This window comes from Mucilaginibacter sp. UYCu711 (genome assembly GCF_050433825.1).
GTDB lineage: Bacteria > Bacteroidota > Bacteroidia > Sphingobacteriales > Sphingobacteriaceae > Mucilaginibacter.
In genome coordinates this window covers 19,949-39,375 of the sequence record NZ_JBNPWM010000006.1, presented here as the reverse complement: position 1 = coordinate 39,375, position 19,427 = coordinate 19,949, and the positions used below count along the sequence as shown (strand labels likewise).

Annotated in this window: 17 protein-coding genes and 1 pseudogene; 10 read left to right on the top strand and 8 right to left on the bottom strand. The window is 43.5% G+C overall.

All coding sequences use genetic code 11. The features are described 5' to 3' along the window. Positions 1-56: 56 nt before the first annotated feature. The gene (locus ABIB50_RS13600) at positions 57-338 is read right to left on the bottom strand and encodes a hypothetical protein (RefSeq protein WP_429380289.1); all 282 of its coding nucleotides are present in this window, start codon (positions 336-338) and stop codon (positions 57-59) included. Positions 339-651: 313 nt separating this feature from the next. On the opposite strand from ABIB50_RS13600, the gene ABIB50_RS13595 reads away from it, so the two are divergent. Further along, on the top strand, positions 652-879 hold the full coding sequence (locus ABIB50_RS13595; RefSeq protein ID WP_429380287.1) for a helix-turn-helix domain-containing protein: 228 nt from the start codon (positions 652-654) through the stop codon (positions 877-879). Positions 880-1,102: 223 nt separating this feature from the next. Continuing rightward, the gene (locus tag ABIB50_RS13590; protein WP_429380285.1) at positions 1,103-1,327 is read left to right on the top strand and encodes a helix-turn-helix domain-containing protein; all 225 of its coding nucleotides are present in this window, start codon (positions 1,103-1,105) and stop codon (positions 1,325-1,327) included. 403 nt (positions 1,328-1,730) lie between these two features. Here ABIB50_RS13590 and ABIB50_RS13585 read toward each other — a convergent pair whose 3' ends face one another. Next, entirely contained in the window at positions 1,731-2,948 is a 1,218-nt protein-coding gene (locus tag ABIB50_RS13585; protein WP_429380283.1) for a DUF1015 family protein, read from the bottom strand. 18 nt (positions 2,949-2,966) lie between these two features. Continuing rightward, a complete protein-coding gene (gene serC / locus ABIB50_RS13580; RefSeq protein WP_429380281.1) occupies positions 2,967-4,049 on the bottom strand; it encodes a 3-phosphoserine/phosphohydroxythreonine transaminase in 1,083 nt (360 codons plus the stop codon). Positions 4,050-4,325: 276 nt separating this feature from the next. Here serC and fbp point away from each other — a divergent pair, with 276 nt between their 5' ends. Together fbp and ABIB50_RS13570 are read left to right on the top strand one after the other, a co-directional pair. Continuing rightward, entirely contained in the window at positions 4,326-5,369 is a 1,044-nt protein-coding gene (gene fbp / locus ABIB50_RS13575) for a class 1 fructose-bisphosphatase (RefSeq protein ID WP_429380279.1), read from the top strand. 10 nt (positions 5,370-5,379) lie between these two features. Then, the gene (locus ABIB50_RS13570; RefSeq protein ID WP_429380277.1) at positions 5,380-5,847 is read left to right on the top strand and encodes an Lrp/AsnC family transcriptional regulator; all 468 of its coding nucleotides are present in this window, start codon (positions 5,380-5,382) and stop codon (positions 5,845-5,847) included. 785 nt (positions 5,848-6,632) lie between these two features. Here ABIB50_RS13570 and ABIB50_RS13565 read toward each other — a convergent pair. Then, a complete protein-coding gene (locus ABIB50_RS13565) occupies positions 6,633-6,884 on the bottom strand; it encodes a hypothetical protein (protein WP_429380275.1) in 252 nt (83 codons plus the stop codon). A gap of 89 nt (positions 6,885-6,973) precedes the next feature. Here ABIB50_RS13565 and ABIB50_RS13560 point away from each other — a divergent pair, with 89 nt between their 5' ends. The 5 genes and pseudogenes from ABIB50_RS13560 to ABIB50_RS13540 all read left to right on the top strand — a co-directional run bounded on the left by ABIB50_RS13560 (position 6,974) and on the right by ABIB50_RS13540 (position 14,365). Beyond that, the gene (locus tag ABIB50_RS13560) at positions 6,974-7,696 is read left to right on the top strand and encodes an ImuA family protein (RefSeq protein ID WP_429380273.1); all 723 of its coding nucleotides are present in this window, start codon (positions 6,974-6,976) and stop codon (positions 7,694-7,696) included. A 15-nt stretch (positions 7,697-7,711) separates the two neighbouring features. Next, positions 7,712-9,193 (top strand): Y-family DNA polymerase, encoded by a 1,482-nt coding sequence (locus ABIB50_RS13555; RefSeq protein ID WP_429380271.1) that lies wholly within the window; start codon positions 7,712-7,714, stop codon positions 9,191-9,193. Continuing rightward, positions 9,194-9,427 (top strand): annotated as a pseudogene (locus tag ABIB50_RS13550) (PHP domain-containing protein); the annotation flags it as partial. Then, positions 9,385-12,393: an error-prone DNA polymerase gene (locus tag ABIB50_RS13545; protein WP_429381000.1), complete on the top strand. Its 3,009-nt coding sequence runs from the start codon at positions 9,385-9,387 to the stop codon at positions 12,391-12,393. The pseudogene ABIB50_RS13550 and the gene ABIB50_RS13545, both read left to right, overlap by 43 nt. A 1,141-nt stretch (positions 12,394-13,534) precedes the next feature. Continuing rightward, the gene (locus ABIB50_RS13540; protein ID WP_429380269.1) at positions 13,535-14,365 is read left to right on the top strand and encodes a PAS domain S-box protein; all 831 of its coding nucleotides are present in this window, start codon (positions 13,535-13,537) and stop codon (positions 14,363-14,365) included. Between the two features lie 660 nt (positions 14,366-15,025). Here the strand turns inward: ABIB50_RS13540 and ABIB50_RS13535 are convergent. After that, positions 15,026-15,448: a hypothetical protein gene (locus tag ABIB50_RS13535; RefSeq protein WP_429380267.1), complete on the bottom strand. Its 423-nt coding sequence runs from the start codon at positions 15,446-15,448 to the stop codon at positions 15,026-15,028. Between the two features lie 791 nt (positions 15,449-16,239). Between ABIB50_RS13535 and ABIB50_RS13530 the strand changes: the two genes are divergently transcribed. After that, on the top strand, positions 16,240-16,509 hold the full coding sequence (locus ABIB50_RS13530; protein WP_429380265.1) for a helix-turn-helix domain-containing protein: 270 nt from the start codon (positions 16,240-16,242) through the stop codon (positions 16,507-16,509). A gap of 97 nt (positions 16,510-16,606) precedes the next feature. Here ABIB50_RS13530 and ABIB50_RS13525 read toward each other — a convergent pair whose 3' ends face one another. The 3 genes from ABIB50_RS13525 to ABIB50_RS13515 all read right to left on the bottom strand — a co-directional run bounded on the left by ABIB50_RS13525 (position 16,607) and on the right by ABIB50_RS13515 (position 18,810). Further along, positions 16,607-16,768, bottom strand: a complete 162-nt coding sequence (locus ABIB50_RS13525) for a hypothetical protein (protein ID WP_429380263.1) — start codon at positions 16,766-16,768, stop codon at positions 16,607-16,609. An 84-nt stretch (positions 16,769-16,852) separates the two neighbouring features. Beyond that, positions 16,853-17,050, bottom strand: a complete 198-nt coding sequence (locus tag ABIB50_RS13520) for a hypothetical protein (RefSeq protein WP_429380261.1) — start codon at positions 17,048-17,050, stop codon at positions 16,853-16,855. A gap of 410 nt (positions 17,051-17,460) precedes the next feature. Continuing rightward, a complete protein-coding gene (locus ABIB50_RS13515; protein ID WP_429380260.1) occupies positions 17,461-18,810 on the bottom strand; it encodes an ATP-binding response regulator in 1,350 nt (449 codons plus the stop codon). Between the last annotated feature and the right edge of the window lie 617 nt (positions 18,811-19,427).

Genomic DNA, 19,427 nt, shown 5'->3' with positions numbered 1-19,427 from the left:
CGTTATAACATCACTCCGGCGGGCAGATCAAAAGGAAAAAAGAGTGTACAGGATAGCTATTCATGAACATCTCCTTCCTCATTTTTATTACAAACCCTGTTCGCTTGATGGACTTTATAAGCCGCGGCCACCAGGTCAATTAACTGATCGAAGAACAGGGCTATTTCTTCATCGGACAGATCCGCCTTGATATTGCAATCCCGGGTAACCCAGCATTGAAAAAACTTCCAGAAAAGGACTCTTGTAGAATCAGGCGTGTTTTCCCTAAAGAAAGTAGTCATTATTTCTTTTAGAGTTATACCTGCTGTGAAATTGTGTTTTATGATCAACGCTTCCATTCCCAAATTAATAGTGGCAAATTTGTCAGCGCAAAAAAACCATAGGCGCGGACTCAACTTACCGACTTAAGGCACCTGAGAAGGCCTATCCACGGTAAGCGAGCCCACACCTATGGTTATAGGATATGGGCGGTCACTTACGTCTCGTGGATTTGAAATTTCTCAGGTTTCTAAGTCGAGACAAAGCGATGCTTCATTTTTATCAAGAAGTATCGCAAAACAAATATAATAAATCATTTCATTCACGGAAGAATACTTCCGTGTTTTATTAAAAATATTTTTTCACTTTGACTATGTCATATATTTAAGAAAATTGAAAAGTAATTACGATCATTTGAAAGAACGTTTTGGAAGTAACCTGAAAACAATCAGGACGGTTAAAAAGCTATCTTTATTAAAGTTAGCGGCTAGGTGTGATCTTGACGATAGCCAAATTTCTAAAATTGAACATGGAGTATGGGATGTTCAATTATCGACAATTTTCGAACTCGCTAAAGGCTTGGAAGTCGAACCAAAAGAATTATTGGACTTTAAAATCTAATTTGCTTTTTCCTACACATAATAATGGATTGCGACAAATATTGCTAGCCACAGTAAAAGTAAACCAATTGCGAAATATAAACTGGTTACTTTTTTGGGTTTGAGATTCAATTTCGTCGCCATATGTTGCTTCAAAGAAGAAACTAAGTTACATATTGGTGTGTTAAAACACAACACTTTTTATTCTAAAAACTATCAATTTCCCCGCAGTTCTACTTACTGCGATGGCAAAAGAAATCTACAAAGATCATTTAGTTAAATTCGGCCGTCACTTACAAACACTTCGCAAAAGCAAAAATCTATCTTTGAGGAAATTAGCTACTAATTGTAACATCGAACATGCCGATATTGTGAGATATGAAAATGGAGAAATAAATATGACGTTTAATACTTTAATCGAATTATCGAAAGGATTAAATATTACTTTAAAGGAGTTGATGGACTTCTAAATGGCTTAAAGATGTATTAGGAAGTACATTTTAACGAAATTGTTTTTCTCATCAATCCTTCATTTCACTCTCTTCTTTTTAAAAGATGAACGACTTTCTTATTTGAGGCGGCAATACATAGCGGTCGACTGATAATGCCAATTACTCCTAGCCCATTTGAATATATCGAAAAATCTTTTGGTCTTTTGTTCGAGCCCATGTGGGTGGACCCACTGGCTAATTCTCATGTTTTACTTAAATAATACTAAATACTACGTACTACATTCAGCGGAATCTACAACATAGTCGGGAAAATTTATATTACAGCAACAACAAACCAACCACAATCTCATTTCCAGAATACATTAAGCAGTGCCGTTTCTATATCGGTTCAAAAACCCTATTACCATTAACAAAAATTAAGTTAGCTATTTTGATAGAGTAGTAAACCATAAGGCACTTTAGGTTCGATCCAGGTTGATTTGGGTGGGAGGTTTTTCCTGGCGTCAGCAACAGACATTAGTAGTTGTACATTAAGCGGAAACAGCGTAAAGACAATGGCATCGGGGCGTACCAGTAACTGGTCGGCAATTTCTTCAAGCGCCCGCTCTCCGCCAATACATTTAAGGCGCGGGTCTGTCTGGGGGTCTTTAATACCAAATACCGGCTCCAGTAGCTGTTCCTGTAATATCGCGGCATCAATACAACCTTCAACGGTCGCGGGGATTGAACGCGGTAAAATGTAATGCCATTCTCCAAACGCATACATCCCCATCTTGTTGGGTTTGTTAGGTTTTACAGCTTTGGTGAAAACTACTTTTGAAACGGTAAAATGAGTGCTGAGTCGCTGAAAAAAAAACTCCTGGTCAAGCGGTTTGTCCGGTAAAAACAACCGATCAAATTCCTGCAACCGCAATTGGTCTGAAGCAATATAAAGCGAACTTATCTTATCAAAAAGCGGGAGGTTATTTTCCCGTTGGAAAGCTAATAATTTTGCCGCTGATGCCAACCTATGATGACCGTCTGCCATGTAAACATCTTTGATAGCTGCAAAAGCGCTGATCAATTTTCGCTGGGTAATCTTATTTTCAATTTTCCAGATACGATGAAATCCCATTTTCGATCCTAAGGAAACCTTTTCACCGTTTTTCTGGGTTTCGGCAATAATGCGGTTAATGGCGACACTGGGAGAATAAGTTAACAAAACGGGGTTACCTTCCAGCCCCGTTTGTTCGCGGTAATTATATATTCTTCTTACGCTGTCTGTCAGCGTGTGCTCATGGGTCTTAATCCTTCCCTGCATGTAGTCGCTTACCGCTGTCAATGTCCAGATTCCGGCTTGCCGGTAGTTAGGCATCTCGATCTCGTAAACATATATGCCCGCACGGAGTTCGCGGTATAGCCGGGCAGCATCCATCAATTCAGTGAGCGTTTTTTTTATATTGGCGTAGGCCCGCTCCTGGCCTTCCGGAGTTTCAGGCCTTATGCGGGCGGCATTTTCAAGTTGATCTTTTAATGGCGCCAGGTTTCCGGCAGCGCTTACCTTCCACGATACGGATTCTACCTGCGGTGCGGTAAACACCAATTGCCCCGCATATAGCGGATTTGGACGAATTGCTCGAAAGGGATAAATGGTTGCCATATTTGATCTATTTTGATTTCAATTGTTTTGTTCAGCAAAAGCCCGCATACATTCGACCAACACTTTAACACTTTCGTATGGCAACGCATTATATAAAGAAGCGCGGAAGCCACCAACAGTGCGATAGCCTTGGATCCCCACAATGCCCTGTTCAGTGACATATGCCAGAAAATCTGTTTCTAGTTTTGGTTGATACATGCGGAACGTAACGTTCATTAATGATCGGTGTGTTCGTTTAGCTAATCCATAAAACAAGGGGTTCCGATCGATCTCATCATATAACAATTGTGCTTTCGCCGAATTTTCCGTTTGTATGAACTTAACTCCGCCCCTGCTTTTTAACCACCGGAGATTGAGCATTGTGGCGTATATCGCGAATACCGGCGGCGTATTAAATAATGAATTGCTATTCCGGTAAATACGATAATCCAGCATAGAAGGAATGTTTCCACTAACATTTTCAAGGAAACTGTCTTTAACGATAACAAGGGTAACTCCTGCAGGGCCCATATTTTTTTGAGCGCCGGCATAAATTAAAGAGAAACGAGAAACATCTATTTTACGGCTAAAAATATCGGAAGACATATCGCATATAAGCGGAACACCAGTATCCGGAAACTCAAACATTTCGGTTCCTTCTATCGTGTTGTTTGAAGTACAATGGAAATAGGCTGCATCGTCGGGAACATGAAAGTCAATGGGAATATAATCATAGGCACTCTGGCTAGATGAAGCGACAATATTTATATTCCCAAACAGTTCGGCCTCTTTAATAGCTTTCTGTCCAAAATAGCCGGCATCTAAATAGGCCGCAGATGTATTATTACGATTCAAAAAGTTCATCGGTATCATGCAAAATTGCATGCTTGCGCCCCCCTGCAAGAAAAGAATACTATAATCGTCCGGCACCTCAAGAAGTTCTTTCACCAGGTTTCGGGCATTCGTAATGATTTGTTCAAAATCAGGTGAGCGATGTGAAATTTCTAACACGGACAATCCGGAATTTTCCAATTGGGCGACACCATTTGCCGCTTCAATTAATACGTTTTTTGGCAAGATGCATGGACCTGCACCAAAATTATGTTTACGAGGTTGGCTCATAAAGTAAAGGTTGATATTCTTAAACTTTAAACCTATACTAAACCATTTATTTAGAAAAAACAACTATTATCTTCTACTTTTTTAGAGCATAAAGCTGTTCTAATATTTATTAAGGCACATTTTTGGAAAAAAGGAACAATACTACAACATATCTATACACTAAGTAGACTTTATTTCTTCAAAAATAAAGCCATTTATAGTCAAATTTAGCTTTATATATTCTTAAATTGCCGAATTAACAACCAAATTTATTACCGTATTAAATACACTAAGTATATGTCAAACCTTAAAACCCTGGGTCAGTTTATCATTGAAAAACAAAGTGATTTTCCTTATTCCAAAGGCGAGTTGTCTCGCCTGCTAAGGGATATTGGCATCGCTGCCAAAATTGTTAACCGCGAAGTGAACAAAGCCGGACTGATGGACATCCTGGGGGAGTCAGGTAGTACGAACATACAGGGAGAAACCCAGCAGAAGTTAGATGTTTATGCTAACGAACAGTTTATCTCAGCTTTACGTAGTGGTGGCGAATGTTGTCTTGTCGCATCAGAAGAAAATGAAGATATCATCCGTTTAGAAGAAGAGGTATCAAAGGACGCTAACTATATTGTAGCTATAGACCCATTGGACGGTTCTTCTAATATCGATGTAAATGTGGCCATCGGAACGATCTTTTCTATCTACCGCCGAAAAAGCACGACAGGCCTTGCAACATTGAAAGATGTTTTACAAAAAGGAGTTGAGCAGGTTGCTGCGGGTTACGTTATTTATGGTTCATCAACCATGCTGGTATATACCACTGGTAAAGGAGTTAACGGTTTTACTTTAGATCCCTCTATTGGCGAATTTTGCCTATCGCACCCTAATATGAAAATTCCACAAGATGGCGTGATCTATTCGATCAATGAAGGCAATTATGTACATTTTCCAAAAGGTGTAAAACAATATATTAAATATTGTCAGGTTGAGGATAAAGCTACCAACCGGCCCTATGCATCCCGTTATATTGGTTCGATGGTTGCTGATCTGCACCGGAATTTGATCAAGGGTGGTGTTTTTATTTACCCGGTAACCTTTTCGGCTCCTAACGGAAAATTGCGTTTAGTTTATGAGTGTAACCCAATGGCCTTTATTATTGAGCAGGCCGGCGGCAGGGCTACTGATGGCAGCCGGCGAATACTTGACCTTGAGGTGACAGAATTACACCAGCGCTCACCCATATTTATCGGCTCGGCAAATATGGTAAAGCGCGCGGAAGAATTTCTAGCTACCGCCGGTAACCTGACATTTCACGACGCAGAACCTGTTTTAACCGCTTAATAACTAATAAATGAAAGACAATCTTGATCAAACGGATCGCGGTATCCTGCGCTTATTGCAAAACGATGGTCGCCTTACACACAAAGCAATAGCCTACGAATTAAGAAAAACTGTAACTCCCATACATGTAAGGATTCAACGCCTGCAAAATGAGGGTTATATTAAAAGATATACAGCTATAATCGATCCTAATAAGATCGGGCGTGGCCTAATCGCATATACCCAAGTTCAACTCAAGCAGCATTCACAGGAAAGCTTGCTCTTTTTTCAACAACAAGCGGTTCAATTATCTGAAGTAATGGAATGTTACCATATGACAGGAGCGTTCGATTTTTTATTACGCATTGCCATAGCGGATATGAATGAATACAATAATTTACTAATGAACAAATTATCCAAACTACCAGACGTTGCCGTTATGCAAAGTTTCTTTGTTATGTCTGAGGCTAAAAATGAAACGGCTTACCAATTTATCTGATCAGTAACCATCAGTTGTCAAATACCATTTATTATTAGTGAGAATTCCTCACTGCTAAGAAAGCATTTGACAATACTAAAATTACTTTATATGGGCTCTTAACATCCAAGCCATTTTTTCATATGTCTGTATTAAACCAGTAATGAAATCGCTGGTACCCGCGTCCTTCAAATGGACTTTGAAGACCACACCATAGCATTTCAGGCACATCTATTTGGGCTTTGTGATTTCGTATCTTATATGTTGAATTATGATATAACATAATATACATACATCTACTTTTATGTAAGTTGCTAAAAATCAACGACATAAAAACAGGCCAAATTTGGCGTATCTTGTAACTGTCAATGAAGATTCGAAAGACTTAATACCTATACTTAGAACCAAATTATGATACCATTCAAAGTACCTGCCTATGAGCAGGCGCCTTAATTGCTGCAACCTGTTTACAAACGCTACAGAAAAGCAATGGGATTTGTTCCTAACCTTTACGCAAAGATCGGCTGCTCACCAAACGCTTTAAGCGCCTACGCTCAATTTAATGCTGACCAGATAAAGGAAGCCTTTCACGGCACGGACAGGGAAGCAATCTAACTGATCGTTTCGCAGATCAATGGCTGTCATTATTGCCTGCCCAATACCCTATCCGCCATTAAATTCGGCTGGGAGGAAGAGGAAACTTTATTGGTCAGAAAAGGCAAGTTGCCGGAACCTAAATAGCAGATCCTATATAAAGTTGTTAAGTCGATCCTGGATAGAGCTGGATGGTCATTCCATTTCATGACTCAGTTTAAATAAATAATAAATTTGGCGACCTGCTCCTGTTCGTTAATGGTGAGCACTTCACCATCGTAGATCCAGTAACCCTCGCTATCAAATAAGATCCGTCCAAGATAATCCGGATTTTGTTCATAATTGGTATACAGCCGGTTACTGGTGCCCGGTTCTTTATGCACCATATCCAAAACCAACGTGACAATCTCATCCGTACCATTTTTACGCTTGATCCAGGCTTTTGCCTCATTAACTAATTCCATGGTGCTACAAATGTGGAAATTATTTTGTAATTATTTCTACAAAATACTAAAAATATTAGCATAACTTTACCGTCCCCTATTTACACAACATGGCCGCTACGAAACAAGAACTGATCACTGGGTTGCAGAAGCAGATTTTGCAATGGGAAGGTTACAGGCCGCCGGTTACGGGTGCGCGCTCGCTGGTCGGCTTGGGGCCGCTGGAGCGCGCTTTTCCGAATGAGGTTTTCCCGGTATCGGCAGTACATGAGCTGGTCTGCGGTTCGTCGGAACAGGCGGCGGCTTGCCGCGGGCTGGTCACGGGGATCATGTCGGCTTTATTGAAGCAATGTGGTGTCTGTGTCTGGATCGGTCGGGCGCGGCGCTTGTATGCACCGGCGTTAACCGCTTTTGGGGTCGCGCCGGATAAAGTGATCTTTATCAGTCTGACCAAAGATAAGGACGCTTTATGGGTCATGGAAGAAGCGCTGAAATGTTCGGGGCTGACCGCGGTGGTCTGCGAGGTGGGGAAACTGGATTTTAAGCAATCGCGGCGCCTGCAGCTAGCGGTCGAGCAAAGCCGGGTGACGGGTTTCGTGTTGCGTAATGCGACAACGAAGCTGGGGTCGACAACTTGCGCGGCGCGCTGGCAGGTTAAGTCATTGCCGAGTACAGACCTGGCGGGTTTGCCGGGACTGGGCTTTTTGCGCTGGCGGGTCGACTTATTGAAAGTACGCAACGGAAAGCCGGGGAGCTGGACGGTAGAATGGAGCGAAAGTGGTTTTGTGCCGGTCGAGCCGATAGAGATTTTGGAAGAAAGACAAGCGGGGTGAGTGATGAAAAGATATATGGCGATCGTATTCCGGCATTTGCTTACGGACGGTCTGGCGCTTCGCCGGGCCGAACTGCGGGAAGTGCCGTTTGTTTTTGCCGCGCCGGTAAAGAACCGGGTAATTATTACCGCGGCAAATATTTTGGCTGAACAGCAGGGCGCTTTTGCGGGGATGGCGGTTGCGGACGCGCGGGCGGCGGTGCCTGAACTGGTGGTCATCAATGATACCCCGGGTAAATCGGCTAAGCTGTTACGGTTATTGGGTTTATGGTGCATCCGCTATACCCCTATCGCGGCGGTCGATCTGCCGGATGGTTTACTGCTGGATATATCAGGTTGTACACATCTTTGGAAAGATGAGCGGGGTTACCTGAAAGAAATTGTTTTGAAATTGCGCAATAACGGCTTTGACGCCCGTGCGGCGATCGCCGATACGCCGGGCGCGGCCTGGGCGGTCGCGCGGTTTGGCCGCACCTCCCCTATTATTGCGACCGGGATGCAAACGCAGGCTTTGACGGGCTTACCGCCGGCTTGCTTGCGTTTGGATCTATTGATAATTGATAAGCTGCAAAAATTAGGCTTTCGTACGATCGGGCCATTGCTGGCCATGCCGGCTTCGGTGCTGCGGCGGCGGTTCGGCAAAGAACTCTTGATCCGTTTGAACCAGGCGCTGGGCCGGCTGAACGAAACTTTGGTACCCTTAACCCCACCGGTGCCGTATGTGGAGCGGCTACCTTCACTGGAGCCGATACGAGACGTGTCGGGTATTGAGATCGCTATCGAACATTTGTTGACGGCTTTATGCCTGCGTTTGCGATCCGAAGGTAAAGGCTTGCGTAAAGCGATCCTCAAATGTCACCGGATCGATGGCCGCCGGGTACAAGTGGGGATTACCACCACCAAAGGTTCGCATAGCGTTTCGCATTTACTGGGTTTGTTCCGGTTACAGATCAGCAAGATCGAACCGGCTTTAGGTATTGAGCTGTTCGTGTTGGAAGCCCCGCGGGTGGAGGATATGGCTACGGTCCAGGAACAGATCTGGGCGGTGGATCGTGGTTTAGCGGCTACTTCGCTGGCGGAACTGCTCGATCGCATCGCGGGTAAAGTAGGCCCTGAGGCTATCCGCCGTTATTTACCGGCCGAACATTACTGGCCCGAACGCGCAGTCAAGGTAGCCGCCTCGCTGACGGAGGAACCGGCGATCGCCTGGCCGGTGCAAATGCGGCCGATCAGTTTGTTGCGTATCCCGGAACCTATTGAGGTGATGGCTTTGGTGCCGGATAACCCGCCGAAGACCTTTGTCCATAAGGGTAAACGGCACCGTATCATCAAAGCCGACGGGCCGGAACGCATCGGCCGCGAATGGTGGCAGGACAGCGGCGAGCACCGGGATTATTATGCGGTTGAGGACAGCGACGGTCAGCGTTACTGGCTGTTCCGTTCAGGTCATTATGATGGCGGTGACGCCAGGTGGTATTTACACGGTTATTTTGCTTAGATGACGTACGCGGAATTACAGATCACTTCGAATTTCAGCTTTCTGCGCGGGGGCTCGCACCCGCAGGAACTGGTAGAGCAGGCGGCGGCCCTGGGCTATTCGGCGATCGCGGTCACAGACCGGAATTCTTTGGCTGGGATCGTGCGGGCCCATATGGCGGCGAAAGCGGCGGGCATCCAGTTTATTCCCGCCTGCCGGCTAGACCTGGCGGATGGAACGAGTTTACTGGCCTACCCGACCGATATCACGGCTTATGGCCGTTTATCGGCGCTGCTGACCTTAGGCAACCTGCGAACGGAAAAGGTGAATGTGAATTATATAAAGCAGATGTTTATCAGCATGCCGAAGGGTTATTATTGGTGGCGCTGCCGCCGGACAAGCTCAACAGCAGGTTTGAATTTGAAACCCAGTTTTTAGCGGATCTGGCCGAGTACCGCCGCCATTTCGGCCGCGCCTTGTATCTCTCCGCTTCGTTTAATTACAAAGGCCAGGATGCCAAGCGGCTCTTCCGTTTGGCGGAGACGGGCGTGCCTTTGGTGGCGACCGGCGATATTCATTATCATTGTGCTTCGCGGCGCGAGTTACAGGATATACTGACCTGTGTCCGGGAAAAATGCACCATCCATACCGCAGGTCACCGGCTGCACCCCAATGCAGAACGTTTCCTGAAAGAATTGCCGGAGATCGCCCGCTTGTTCTGGCAGTACCCGCAGGCGCTTGCCAATGCGAATGCCATTGCTTCGACCTGTACTTTTTCGCTGGATGAGCTCAAGTATCTGGAACCGGCAGAACAATTGGTTGACGGCCTGACGACCCAGCAGCGGCTGAGCAGGCTGACCTGGGCCGGCGCTAAGGTCTGCTTTGGTGAGGAGATACCGGAAAAGCAGCGTCAACAGATCGAATTTGAATTGGCTTTTATTGCCAAAAGGAAGCTGGCCTGGTATTTCCTGCGCGTCTACCATTATACCCAAAAAGCAGAGGAACTGGGCATCCTGCACCAGGGGCGCGGTTCGGCGGCGAATTCCACGGTTTGTTTTTGTTTAGGAATAACGGCGGTCAACCCGGTCAAGTCCCGTTTACTGTTCTCGCGCTTTATGTCGGATGCGCGCGACGAATGGCCGGATATTGATGTGGACTTTGAGCATGAGCGCCGTGAAGAGATCATCCAGTTTATTTATAAGGATTATGGCCGGGACCGCGCGGCGATCGTGGCTACGGTGACGCAGGAACGGCATAAAGGCGCCATCCGTGATGTGGGTAAAGTGATGGGGCTTTCGGAAGATACCATCAAACGCATCGGGGCGACGATCTGGGATTTTTACGAGGAAGGCTTTGATGAAAAGCGTTTGCGTGACCACGGCCTGAACCCCAGGGATCCGCTGATCCTGAAAGTCTTACAGCTGACCTTTGAGTTAATGGGTTTCCCGCGGCAGTTGGGCCAGCATACCGGGGGCTTTGTGATCACGGAAGGGCGTTTAGCAGACCTCTGCCCGGTATTGAACGCCCGGATGGAGAAACGCACCCAGGTGGAATGGAATAAGGATGATCTTGAAGACCTTAAAATATTAAAAGTAGATGTGTTAGGGTTAGGCATGCTGACCATGATCCGCAAGGCTTTTGACCTGGTCTTCCAGCATTACGGCCGGAAACTCACTTTGGCTAATGTGCCGCAGGATGATGTGGAAGTTTATGATATGATCTGCCGGGCGGATACCATCGGGGTGTTCCAGATCGAAAGCCGCGCGCAGATGTCGATGCTGCCGCGGTTAAAGCCCCGTTGTTTTTATGACCTGGTGATCGAAGTCGCGATCGTCCGCCCGGGCCCGATCCAGGGCGATATGGTTCACCCCTATTTGCGTCGCCGCAACGGTGAGGAATTGCCGGAGTATCCTAAACGGGAGCTGGAAGAGATCCTGAGCCGGACCTTGGGTGTACCGCTGTTCCAGGAACAGGCGATGGAGATCGCGATCGTGGCGGCGGGTTTTACGCCGGGTGAAGCTGATCAGTTACGACGAAGCATGGCTTCTTTTAAAGCGAACGGCAAACTCCACTTATATGAAAAGAAAATGGTAGAGGGCATGGTGGCGCGGGGTTACGAGGAAGATTTCTCGCGACGGGTATTCAAGCAATTGCAAGGTTTCGAGGGGTATGGTTTCCCGGAGAGCCACGCCGCCTCTTTTGCGCTGCTGGTCTATATCTCTTCCTGGCTGAAATGTCATTACCCGGATGTGTTTTGCGCGGCGCTGTTGAACAGCCAGCCGATGGGGTTTTACCAGCCGGCACAAATTGTGCGTGATGCGCAGGTACATGGGGTGCAGGTACTGCCGGTGGACGTGAATGCCTCGGAATGGGATAATACGCTGGAAACAAAGAACGGGAAATATTTAGCGGTGCGGTTGGGCTTCCGGCAGGTCAAAGGCTTGAAAGAAGCCGATATGCTGCAGCTGGTAGTGCTACGTGGCGACGGCTACGGGCATATTGACCAGTTACGGGCGTCGGGTGTGCCCGAAGCCGCGCTGGAAAGGCTGGCGGACGCGGATTCCTTCCGTTCGCTGGGTGCTCACCGCAGGCTGGCACTCTGGGAGGTCGCGGCATTGGCTGACCGTCCCATTGGCTTGTTTGGCGGGCAGGTATCGGAAACGGTTTTAGAAACAGTTGTGGAACTACCGGCGATGACCCGGGGTGAGCATGTCGTGCAGGATTATATCTCGACGGGGCTTTCGCTGAAGGATCACCCGGTGGGGTTGGTGCGCGGGGCGCTGCTGAAAATGGGTAATGTGCGGGTGAGTGATTTGGCGCAAAAAAAAGATGGTGGCCAGGTTTGTATTGCGGGGTTAATCACGGTCCGGCAGCGGCCGGGAACCGCTAAAGGTGTCTTATTTATGACGCTGGAAGATGAAACGGGTTCAGCTAATCTGGTGGTCTGGCAGTCGCTGTTTGACCGGTACCGGAAAGAGATTGTACAATCGCGCCTGCTCATGGTGTCGGGGAAATTGCAGATCGCTAACGGGGTAACGCATTTAGTGGTGCAGCGTTGTTTTAACCGTACGGGCCTGCTGCGGAGTTTGACGGAAACTGACCTGCCGCAAACCTTGGCGCGGGGTGATGAGACCATCAAACCGGTCAATCATGATGGACGTTCGGGTCCGCCTGCTGTTTCTGCGGAAGGCGCTTTTCATAAAGGGCGGAATTTTCATTAAGTTTGTGGCAGCCGAAATTAGCGAAAGGCTACTATTAGCAATAATTTGCAGGTATGCAGTAGAAGGTGGAGTTATAACTACACTGGTTATTATGTAAGGCGATAGTCTTGATCTCGGAATAAGGGCCTCGTGGGCCTTATCAGGCAATATCCATTGTACAGATAGGTTATTGCCTATCCAACCTTGTTATGTAAGGCCTCAATATAATATCTATACCCGGCCTGTAGGGCGACCGTTACTGACCGCTGGAAGCTAATTTATCCCATTGCCGGGAATCGGTCCAGCTCTTTGTACTTGCAAATTTTATTCTGTTTGCCTGGTTGTCATTGGTGGAAGCCATAGTTCTCCGGAATCGTCGGCGGCAATCCAGGAGGTATAATGTCCATTGGCCGGAGAATAGATATACTAAAGCAAATCTAAATAATGTTAGACTTCGACTGAATAAGTAAGAGTTTCAACACCTTTAATGGATTTTCTATCAATTGTTTTATCGCATAATATTATTAAAAGGGGCACCATTAATCTTACTAACCGCCTTTATCGGATTAAAAGTATTTTAATTACTGGTATTATTATTATTTGCGATATAGTTCCATCTTCCCCGTTTTTCCTAACCATGGCTAATATAATTTCATCCGTTGCAGTGCCTTCGCGTGGTGAGTATTCAATTCAACGCCGGCCTAAAGTGCGAGATCTACGCTCCAATCAATAAATAAGTTTCTGAGTAGCAGATGGGGTACGGTGAACCGGTTTAGTGCCTTTGCGATATGTTGGCTTATTATTTGGGCCGTTTTCCCCAGTAGCTATATCAACAGGCCTATCCGGACTGTATTGATAGTCGGTTACAATCCTATGCTCTTCCGATTCAAAGTTCAAAGATGCTTAAAAAATAACCGGGGCCATTTCAGTAAGCTTTGGAACGAATTTTGCAAGGTCAGCTATGAGCGTGGCGGGTTCGGTTAATTCCATGTGTTTAGCACAGCGACCCATGTAGAGATAATATTAACTTATTAAATATCAGTAAAAATACATATAAACAAGAAATATGTCCTCAATACATAGCTGTAATTTTAATCCTTAATCTCGCTTAATTATAAAATTCTAACCAAAACTTTAAAAATGCTTTTTTCGTATAATGAGTATGTTCAAATCATTAAAGATACCTCTTGCTTTCCTTGCTACTGGTATTGTGTGGGCAATTTTGATGCCTCCAATCATTACAATTTTCGCACGAACATATCATCTAATAAATCAAGACCTATTTCGAAGCTTAAATGATTTTACTTTCGTCATCATAATTACTTATGTACTGTATCACGAAATCAATAGACAGCAGCGTCAGCTAGCTCGGTCTGAGGCTGAATACCGACAGTTATTCGAATCAAATCCAAATCCTATGTGGATATATCGAGAGAAAGATTTAAAATTTATCAAGGTTAACGATGCTGTGGTTGAAACATATGGCTACAGCAAAATGAGATTTTTGAACATGAAAGTAACCGATGTTTTTCATAACGAGGATCGCATAGATTTTCCTAACCTAAAAATCAATTCTACTCAAATGCATAGCTCGGGACTCGTCAAGCATAAAAAAAGTAACGGCGAAATATTTACAGTTTCTATTGTGGTACACCCGGTATTGTTCAATAAAGAAGAGTGCAAAATGGTATTAATTAACGATATGACAGAGATTACTAAAAAAGAGATAAAACTTCAGGAATCTTATCAAAAAATAAAATCTGCAAATCAGGCCCTGGCTCAAATAAATTGGTCTAACTCGCACGAAATCAGGAAACCTATTTGTTCAATGTTGGGATTATTAAATTTTCTTGAACTTGGTAAGGCCGAAAAAGAACATGCCGAAACGTTTAAAATGCTTAAAGAATGCGTTTTAGAACTTGATCAAATAACTCGTGAAAACAACAGCAAGGTATCAGCAATGAATCCCTGGGAAGGAATGGATAATAAGTAAGGATTCTAAACCATCAGGAATGGGTATGGTGTTTAAGTATTAATGGGGTTCGGTAAGTTATTTGAGGCGGCGCTAATAAAGGCATTCAGTGAGTGAATAAGTAAGGTGAAATAATAGGAACATGAATTACAATTTACCAGGAATTATAATTAATACCAAATATTTGTTTCGAAAATCTTCATTGCTTACATCGGTCCCTATTAAAAAACCCGCCACTTGGACGGGTTCGGGTCGGCTAAAAGGTTATAATAATTGTCTTTTACGTACGTTAAAGTGAAAATGTTAGTGTGTAGTGTAAAAAAGCATTTCACTACGATTGTGCAGGTAAAAACAGGAGACTTTTCTGGTTGCTCGAACCATTGGGATGTATGAAGATTTAGCTATAGAATTTAACGGATGGTTGTCACCCGCATTCGCAATTTGTTGTAATGATCGCACGTAGTTGCTGCATGAAAGGCGACTTAAAGGCCGGGGCATTGACTAGTGTGACTAATCGTTCGGCAACTTATTCCCTGCGCTTGGCGCTATGATGAATGGACATTAAAAGCTAGCGAACCGGGATGCAACATATCTGATCATATCGAGAACCTATTGCTAGCGATTGGGGCAGCGTAGCGATTAACTAATTTTTCCTGTTAGTAAATAGAAAACACAGGTTGATTATTTCACCACAAATGTATTTGTCCAATTGGCTACGAGGGTTCCTGAGAATGAAAATACTGATTGGTTTTTAGAATCGTACACGTCTGCCTTAATCGCTTTATTGCCTCCTGGACATACTGCAAAATAAACCGGCGTGCCTGCTGCGGGATTGTATTTTAAATAGCCAATACCATCTGAGTTGAAAAGAAATGGAATAGCGTCGCCAGCAAAGCTCGCAATGGCCGTACAATCCTTACAAATTACTCTAACAACGGCGCTGCCTTTTGTGCCATTAAACCAATAATCGGGTATTGATGTATTAATGCCGCTAAAAATTTTATTGGTATTAGTGTCACTTGGCTCGGTCAAAACCGGGGAAACGTTTTCCTTTACACAACTGCTTAAAAAAAGCGTAAACAGAATAAAGAAAAATATTTTCATTTTTGACAGATGGACATCATAATTTATAACCATGTATCAAAAATCAACCCACTGCAAAGGTATGTTTGGCTTAGTGATAAACGGGAGGAATTTTCGGAATTACGGTGCGCAAAAAGTGGCAGTATTTGCCCGTTTTGAGACTGGCACGATTTTAAAACAGTTGTGCATTCGAAAATCAGAGATCTTCAAATATCATTTAGAATAAGTATAAAGCTTTATTGTAAAGGCGGATACTCGGACCTGTGGATAATGAAAGGTTAGACTTTTTCCATTTTTTGGAAAGATTCAATACACCCAAACGTTTCTTCAATATCGCAAGCAAAATCAAAGCGAAGTAGTTCACGCCAGGTGGGCATTCATAGGCTGACCCCAATTAATGTTCATAACGTCCATTATTTTCAAGTCGTTTGCCAGTAAATATAGAGTGCCAAGCGGGACACCAAATAACACCCATAGGATCAGTTTCTCCAAACTGCAAAGTTGTGCCTGCCAAGGGTGCATGCCCCTGAGCGGTGCAAATGTACCCAAAGTAAATTTGCAGATTAATGAAAAGCCACGAGTACCTGTAACTGCCTTGTATTTGCCAATCGTTGCTATCCGATCAACCCACAAATATTTATTTGTCGTGCCCATGTAAAGAGATGGAGGGATTGCTGTGGCTTTAATTTACTGACGGATTGAAGTTGGGTTAATATTTAGCCAGATTTAAGAGACGTTCGAAAATAATTACCTAATTGCCTATCTCATAGCAACTTTATAAATGAATCTACCGTTAAACAGTCTGATTAGAAGTGAATAACAAGTTAGAAATTTCAAAATGTAAAAAACTAATTGGCAACTACATGAATAAAGAGCTAATAGGTGCAGGTTTAAAAGCACGTCGAAAAGAGCGAAAAATAACGCAAAGGGATCTTGCTACGATGCTTAATGTAAAAGATGATACCATCCGCAACGTTGAAAAGGGAGTATCTTACATTTCTCTGAAGAGACTGATGCAAGTCTGCGAAGCCTTGGATATGGAAGTTACAGTAACTCCTATTAAGAGGGTAAAGTCAGCTTGAGAAACTTCTTACCCTGGCCCGGGTTCCTTACCCCACCTGACGCGAACAGGCATTAAACAGCTGAAGGTGATATATGCTCCCTTATTCGATAAAGCCATTATCCAATTGTCATTAAATGATAGGTAATTGGATCGTCAGGATCATCGGTTTGATCTTTCAAATAATCGCGGATAATTATTAAGTCCAAGTCTACAGCAGGCAAGAATTTATAGCAATCCTTTAAATCACTAAGATTGCTTTCTAATTTGTCTATATCCATTATTAAAGGTAACAAATGCTTATTTATAAAAGGGCAAAAGAAAAAAACAGGGGCGAACAGCCGGGGTTGTAACCGCGAAGAAAGTCAGGAAAAAAAAACATGAGCGACCAGCCGGCCCTCGGGAACATTATCGATCTGGTCAGGCTCAGCGCCTTCACGGGGGTAATGAAGGACGGTATAGGATTCGTTTTCGGTATTGACGGTTTTAATCACGGCGGTGCCGGTTGCTGGTTTCCCCTCCATTGTCAATAAGATTACAGGTTGTCCTTGTTGGTATTTCATTGTTGCTAAAATATAGCTTCGGCAATTTTCTACCAAAAGAAGTTTTAAACACTCTATCATTTCCAACTGAGCGGGCTCTTATCGGCTACGATGATCTCAGGCTTGCTTCTACAGTAGATAAAAGCTCCTTACTAAGTACAGCTGCACGGTAAGTTCCGCTTCAAATTGGTGAGACAGGAACGTTCCGTCCCAGACCGCCCGGGCCTGTTCATCCTCGTTAAAATCGTACAGGGTCAGCATTGGGCAAAAATAGGAATTATACAGAACTTATTTTTTGATTATACTTGCCGGGTTATTATTCCAAATTTCACATGTCTATTGCTACATCCGGCCTGGTTCAACTGGCGGCTAAATATATCATACTTACTGAAAGCCGCCGGATCTTCCGCGGTAAATGCCCGATTTTAAGACTATATCGGCGGAGCTGATTTTTTCTCCCCAGGCAGTTTTATCGCATATTTTTTAACTTGAGAAAACAGGTGTTTGGGGTTAAATGGTTTTATTACGCAATCTTCAAAACCATTTTCAATCAACTTGGCCAACATCTGCCCGTCTATTACCGAAGCTGTGAATGCCACTACGGGAATATTAGGATATGATTTTTTTATTTGAAAAATAGCTTCGTGACCACTCATTACAGGCATTTCAAGATCTAACAGTATGATGTTAAAGTTGCTATTTTTCTCCAAAACTTCTAAGGCTTCCTTGCCATTATAAGCAGGTGTGCAAGTTGCTTTATTACTGGTAAGCATTTTCAGAGCGATGGTCATGTTTATAAGGTTATCGTCAACAACCAATATATTAAAACCTGCCAGGTCGTCGCTTTTGTTATAGGCGTGTTCAATTTTGCGGGTTGTTTTTTTGACCTTTATAAATGTAAGTGAAAATGCAAACGTGCTTCCGCACCCTTTCTCACTGGTTAAGGTTAAAGTGCCGTCCATCAGGTTTATTAAACTTAAGCAAATCATTAATCCCAAACCAGTACCTCTATGCCTACGGGTACTTTCGTTATATACCTGCTCAAATCCCTGAAATATACGTTCCTGGTCAATCTTATCAATACCGATACCCGTATCCTCCACAATAAAATTAACTTTAATTAATGATGCGGATATATCTTCGCATGATGCGTTTAAGCATACGTACCCTTCTTCGGTAAACTTTAGAGCGTTGGATAGCAGGTTATTTATCACCTGTATTATTCTAAGATCATCTGCCAAAACAACAGCATCAAGCTGCTGGTCAAGTTTAACCTTTAATTGCACACTCTTTTTTTCAAAGTTATTATAAAATGGCAATGCTGAATTAGTCAACAACGTTTTCAAGTTAACTTCAACCAAGTGTATGTTTAATTTGCCTGCTTCTATTTTATTAAAATCAAGGATGTCGGTAACCAACTGCTCCATGTGATTTGAGCAATATTTAAGTATTTGGAGATACTCGTTAGAGTTAAACTGTGGTTGTTCGTTGGTAAAAATATTTAACGCGCCAATAATGCCATTTAATGGAGTCCTGAGTTCATGCCCCATTGTTGAAAGGAATCTGGTACGTTCCTTAATGGTGCGGTTTTTTTCTTCAATTAAAGCCCCTATATATTTTCTTTCATAATAAATGTAGGCCACCGCAAAACTTAGGGTTAACAAGATAGCACAGGTTGCATTGGTAAAAAGCATGCGGTGAGCAATATTTTCGGGTATTTTTTCAAAAGGTTGTATATAATGGCCTACGTAAAAGTTAATGCCAAAGGAAACAATACCCATAAGAAAATAAGATCCTAATTCAATAAACGAGGATTCTTTATGGTTTACTACAATTGGAATTACAATTATTATCGGGAAAAAATAAAAATACTGCCCTGTTACCGAACCTTCTACAAATGAACTTATAATCAACAGAAGGCATATTGATGTTAATACCAGCGGCTGAATATTTTCTATAATATGAGAGAGCTGCAGAAAAAGAATAATTAACACGCACAAACTGTAGCACCCAATCATTATTGCTGAAGTGGTTAGTCCAAGTGCAAGGTAATATGTAGAAATACCCACACTTAACGCAAGCACAATAAAACTTAACTGAGTAGCTCTTCGCGCTAGTTTTTTAAACTTAAATGCTTCGTTATCAGTTAGTTTGGATTGGCTCACTTTATGCTTCAATTTGAAATTACCGGTTTCCTATGGAAGGTTATGCTAACGCAAAATCTTCTTAAAAATTAGGTCAATATACTCTACAACCCCTTGGGCTGGAATAGAATTTTACCAAAAATAATTAAATAGTTCGGTTAACTATTACGTAAACAATATGATAGACCAAAAAAAATTGATAATTGATTTATTAACAGATAACACCCATGTTTGGAAATCTCGGAGGGCTTGAC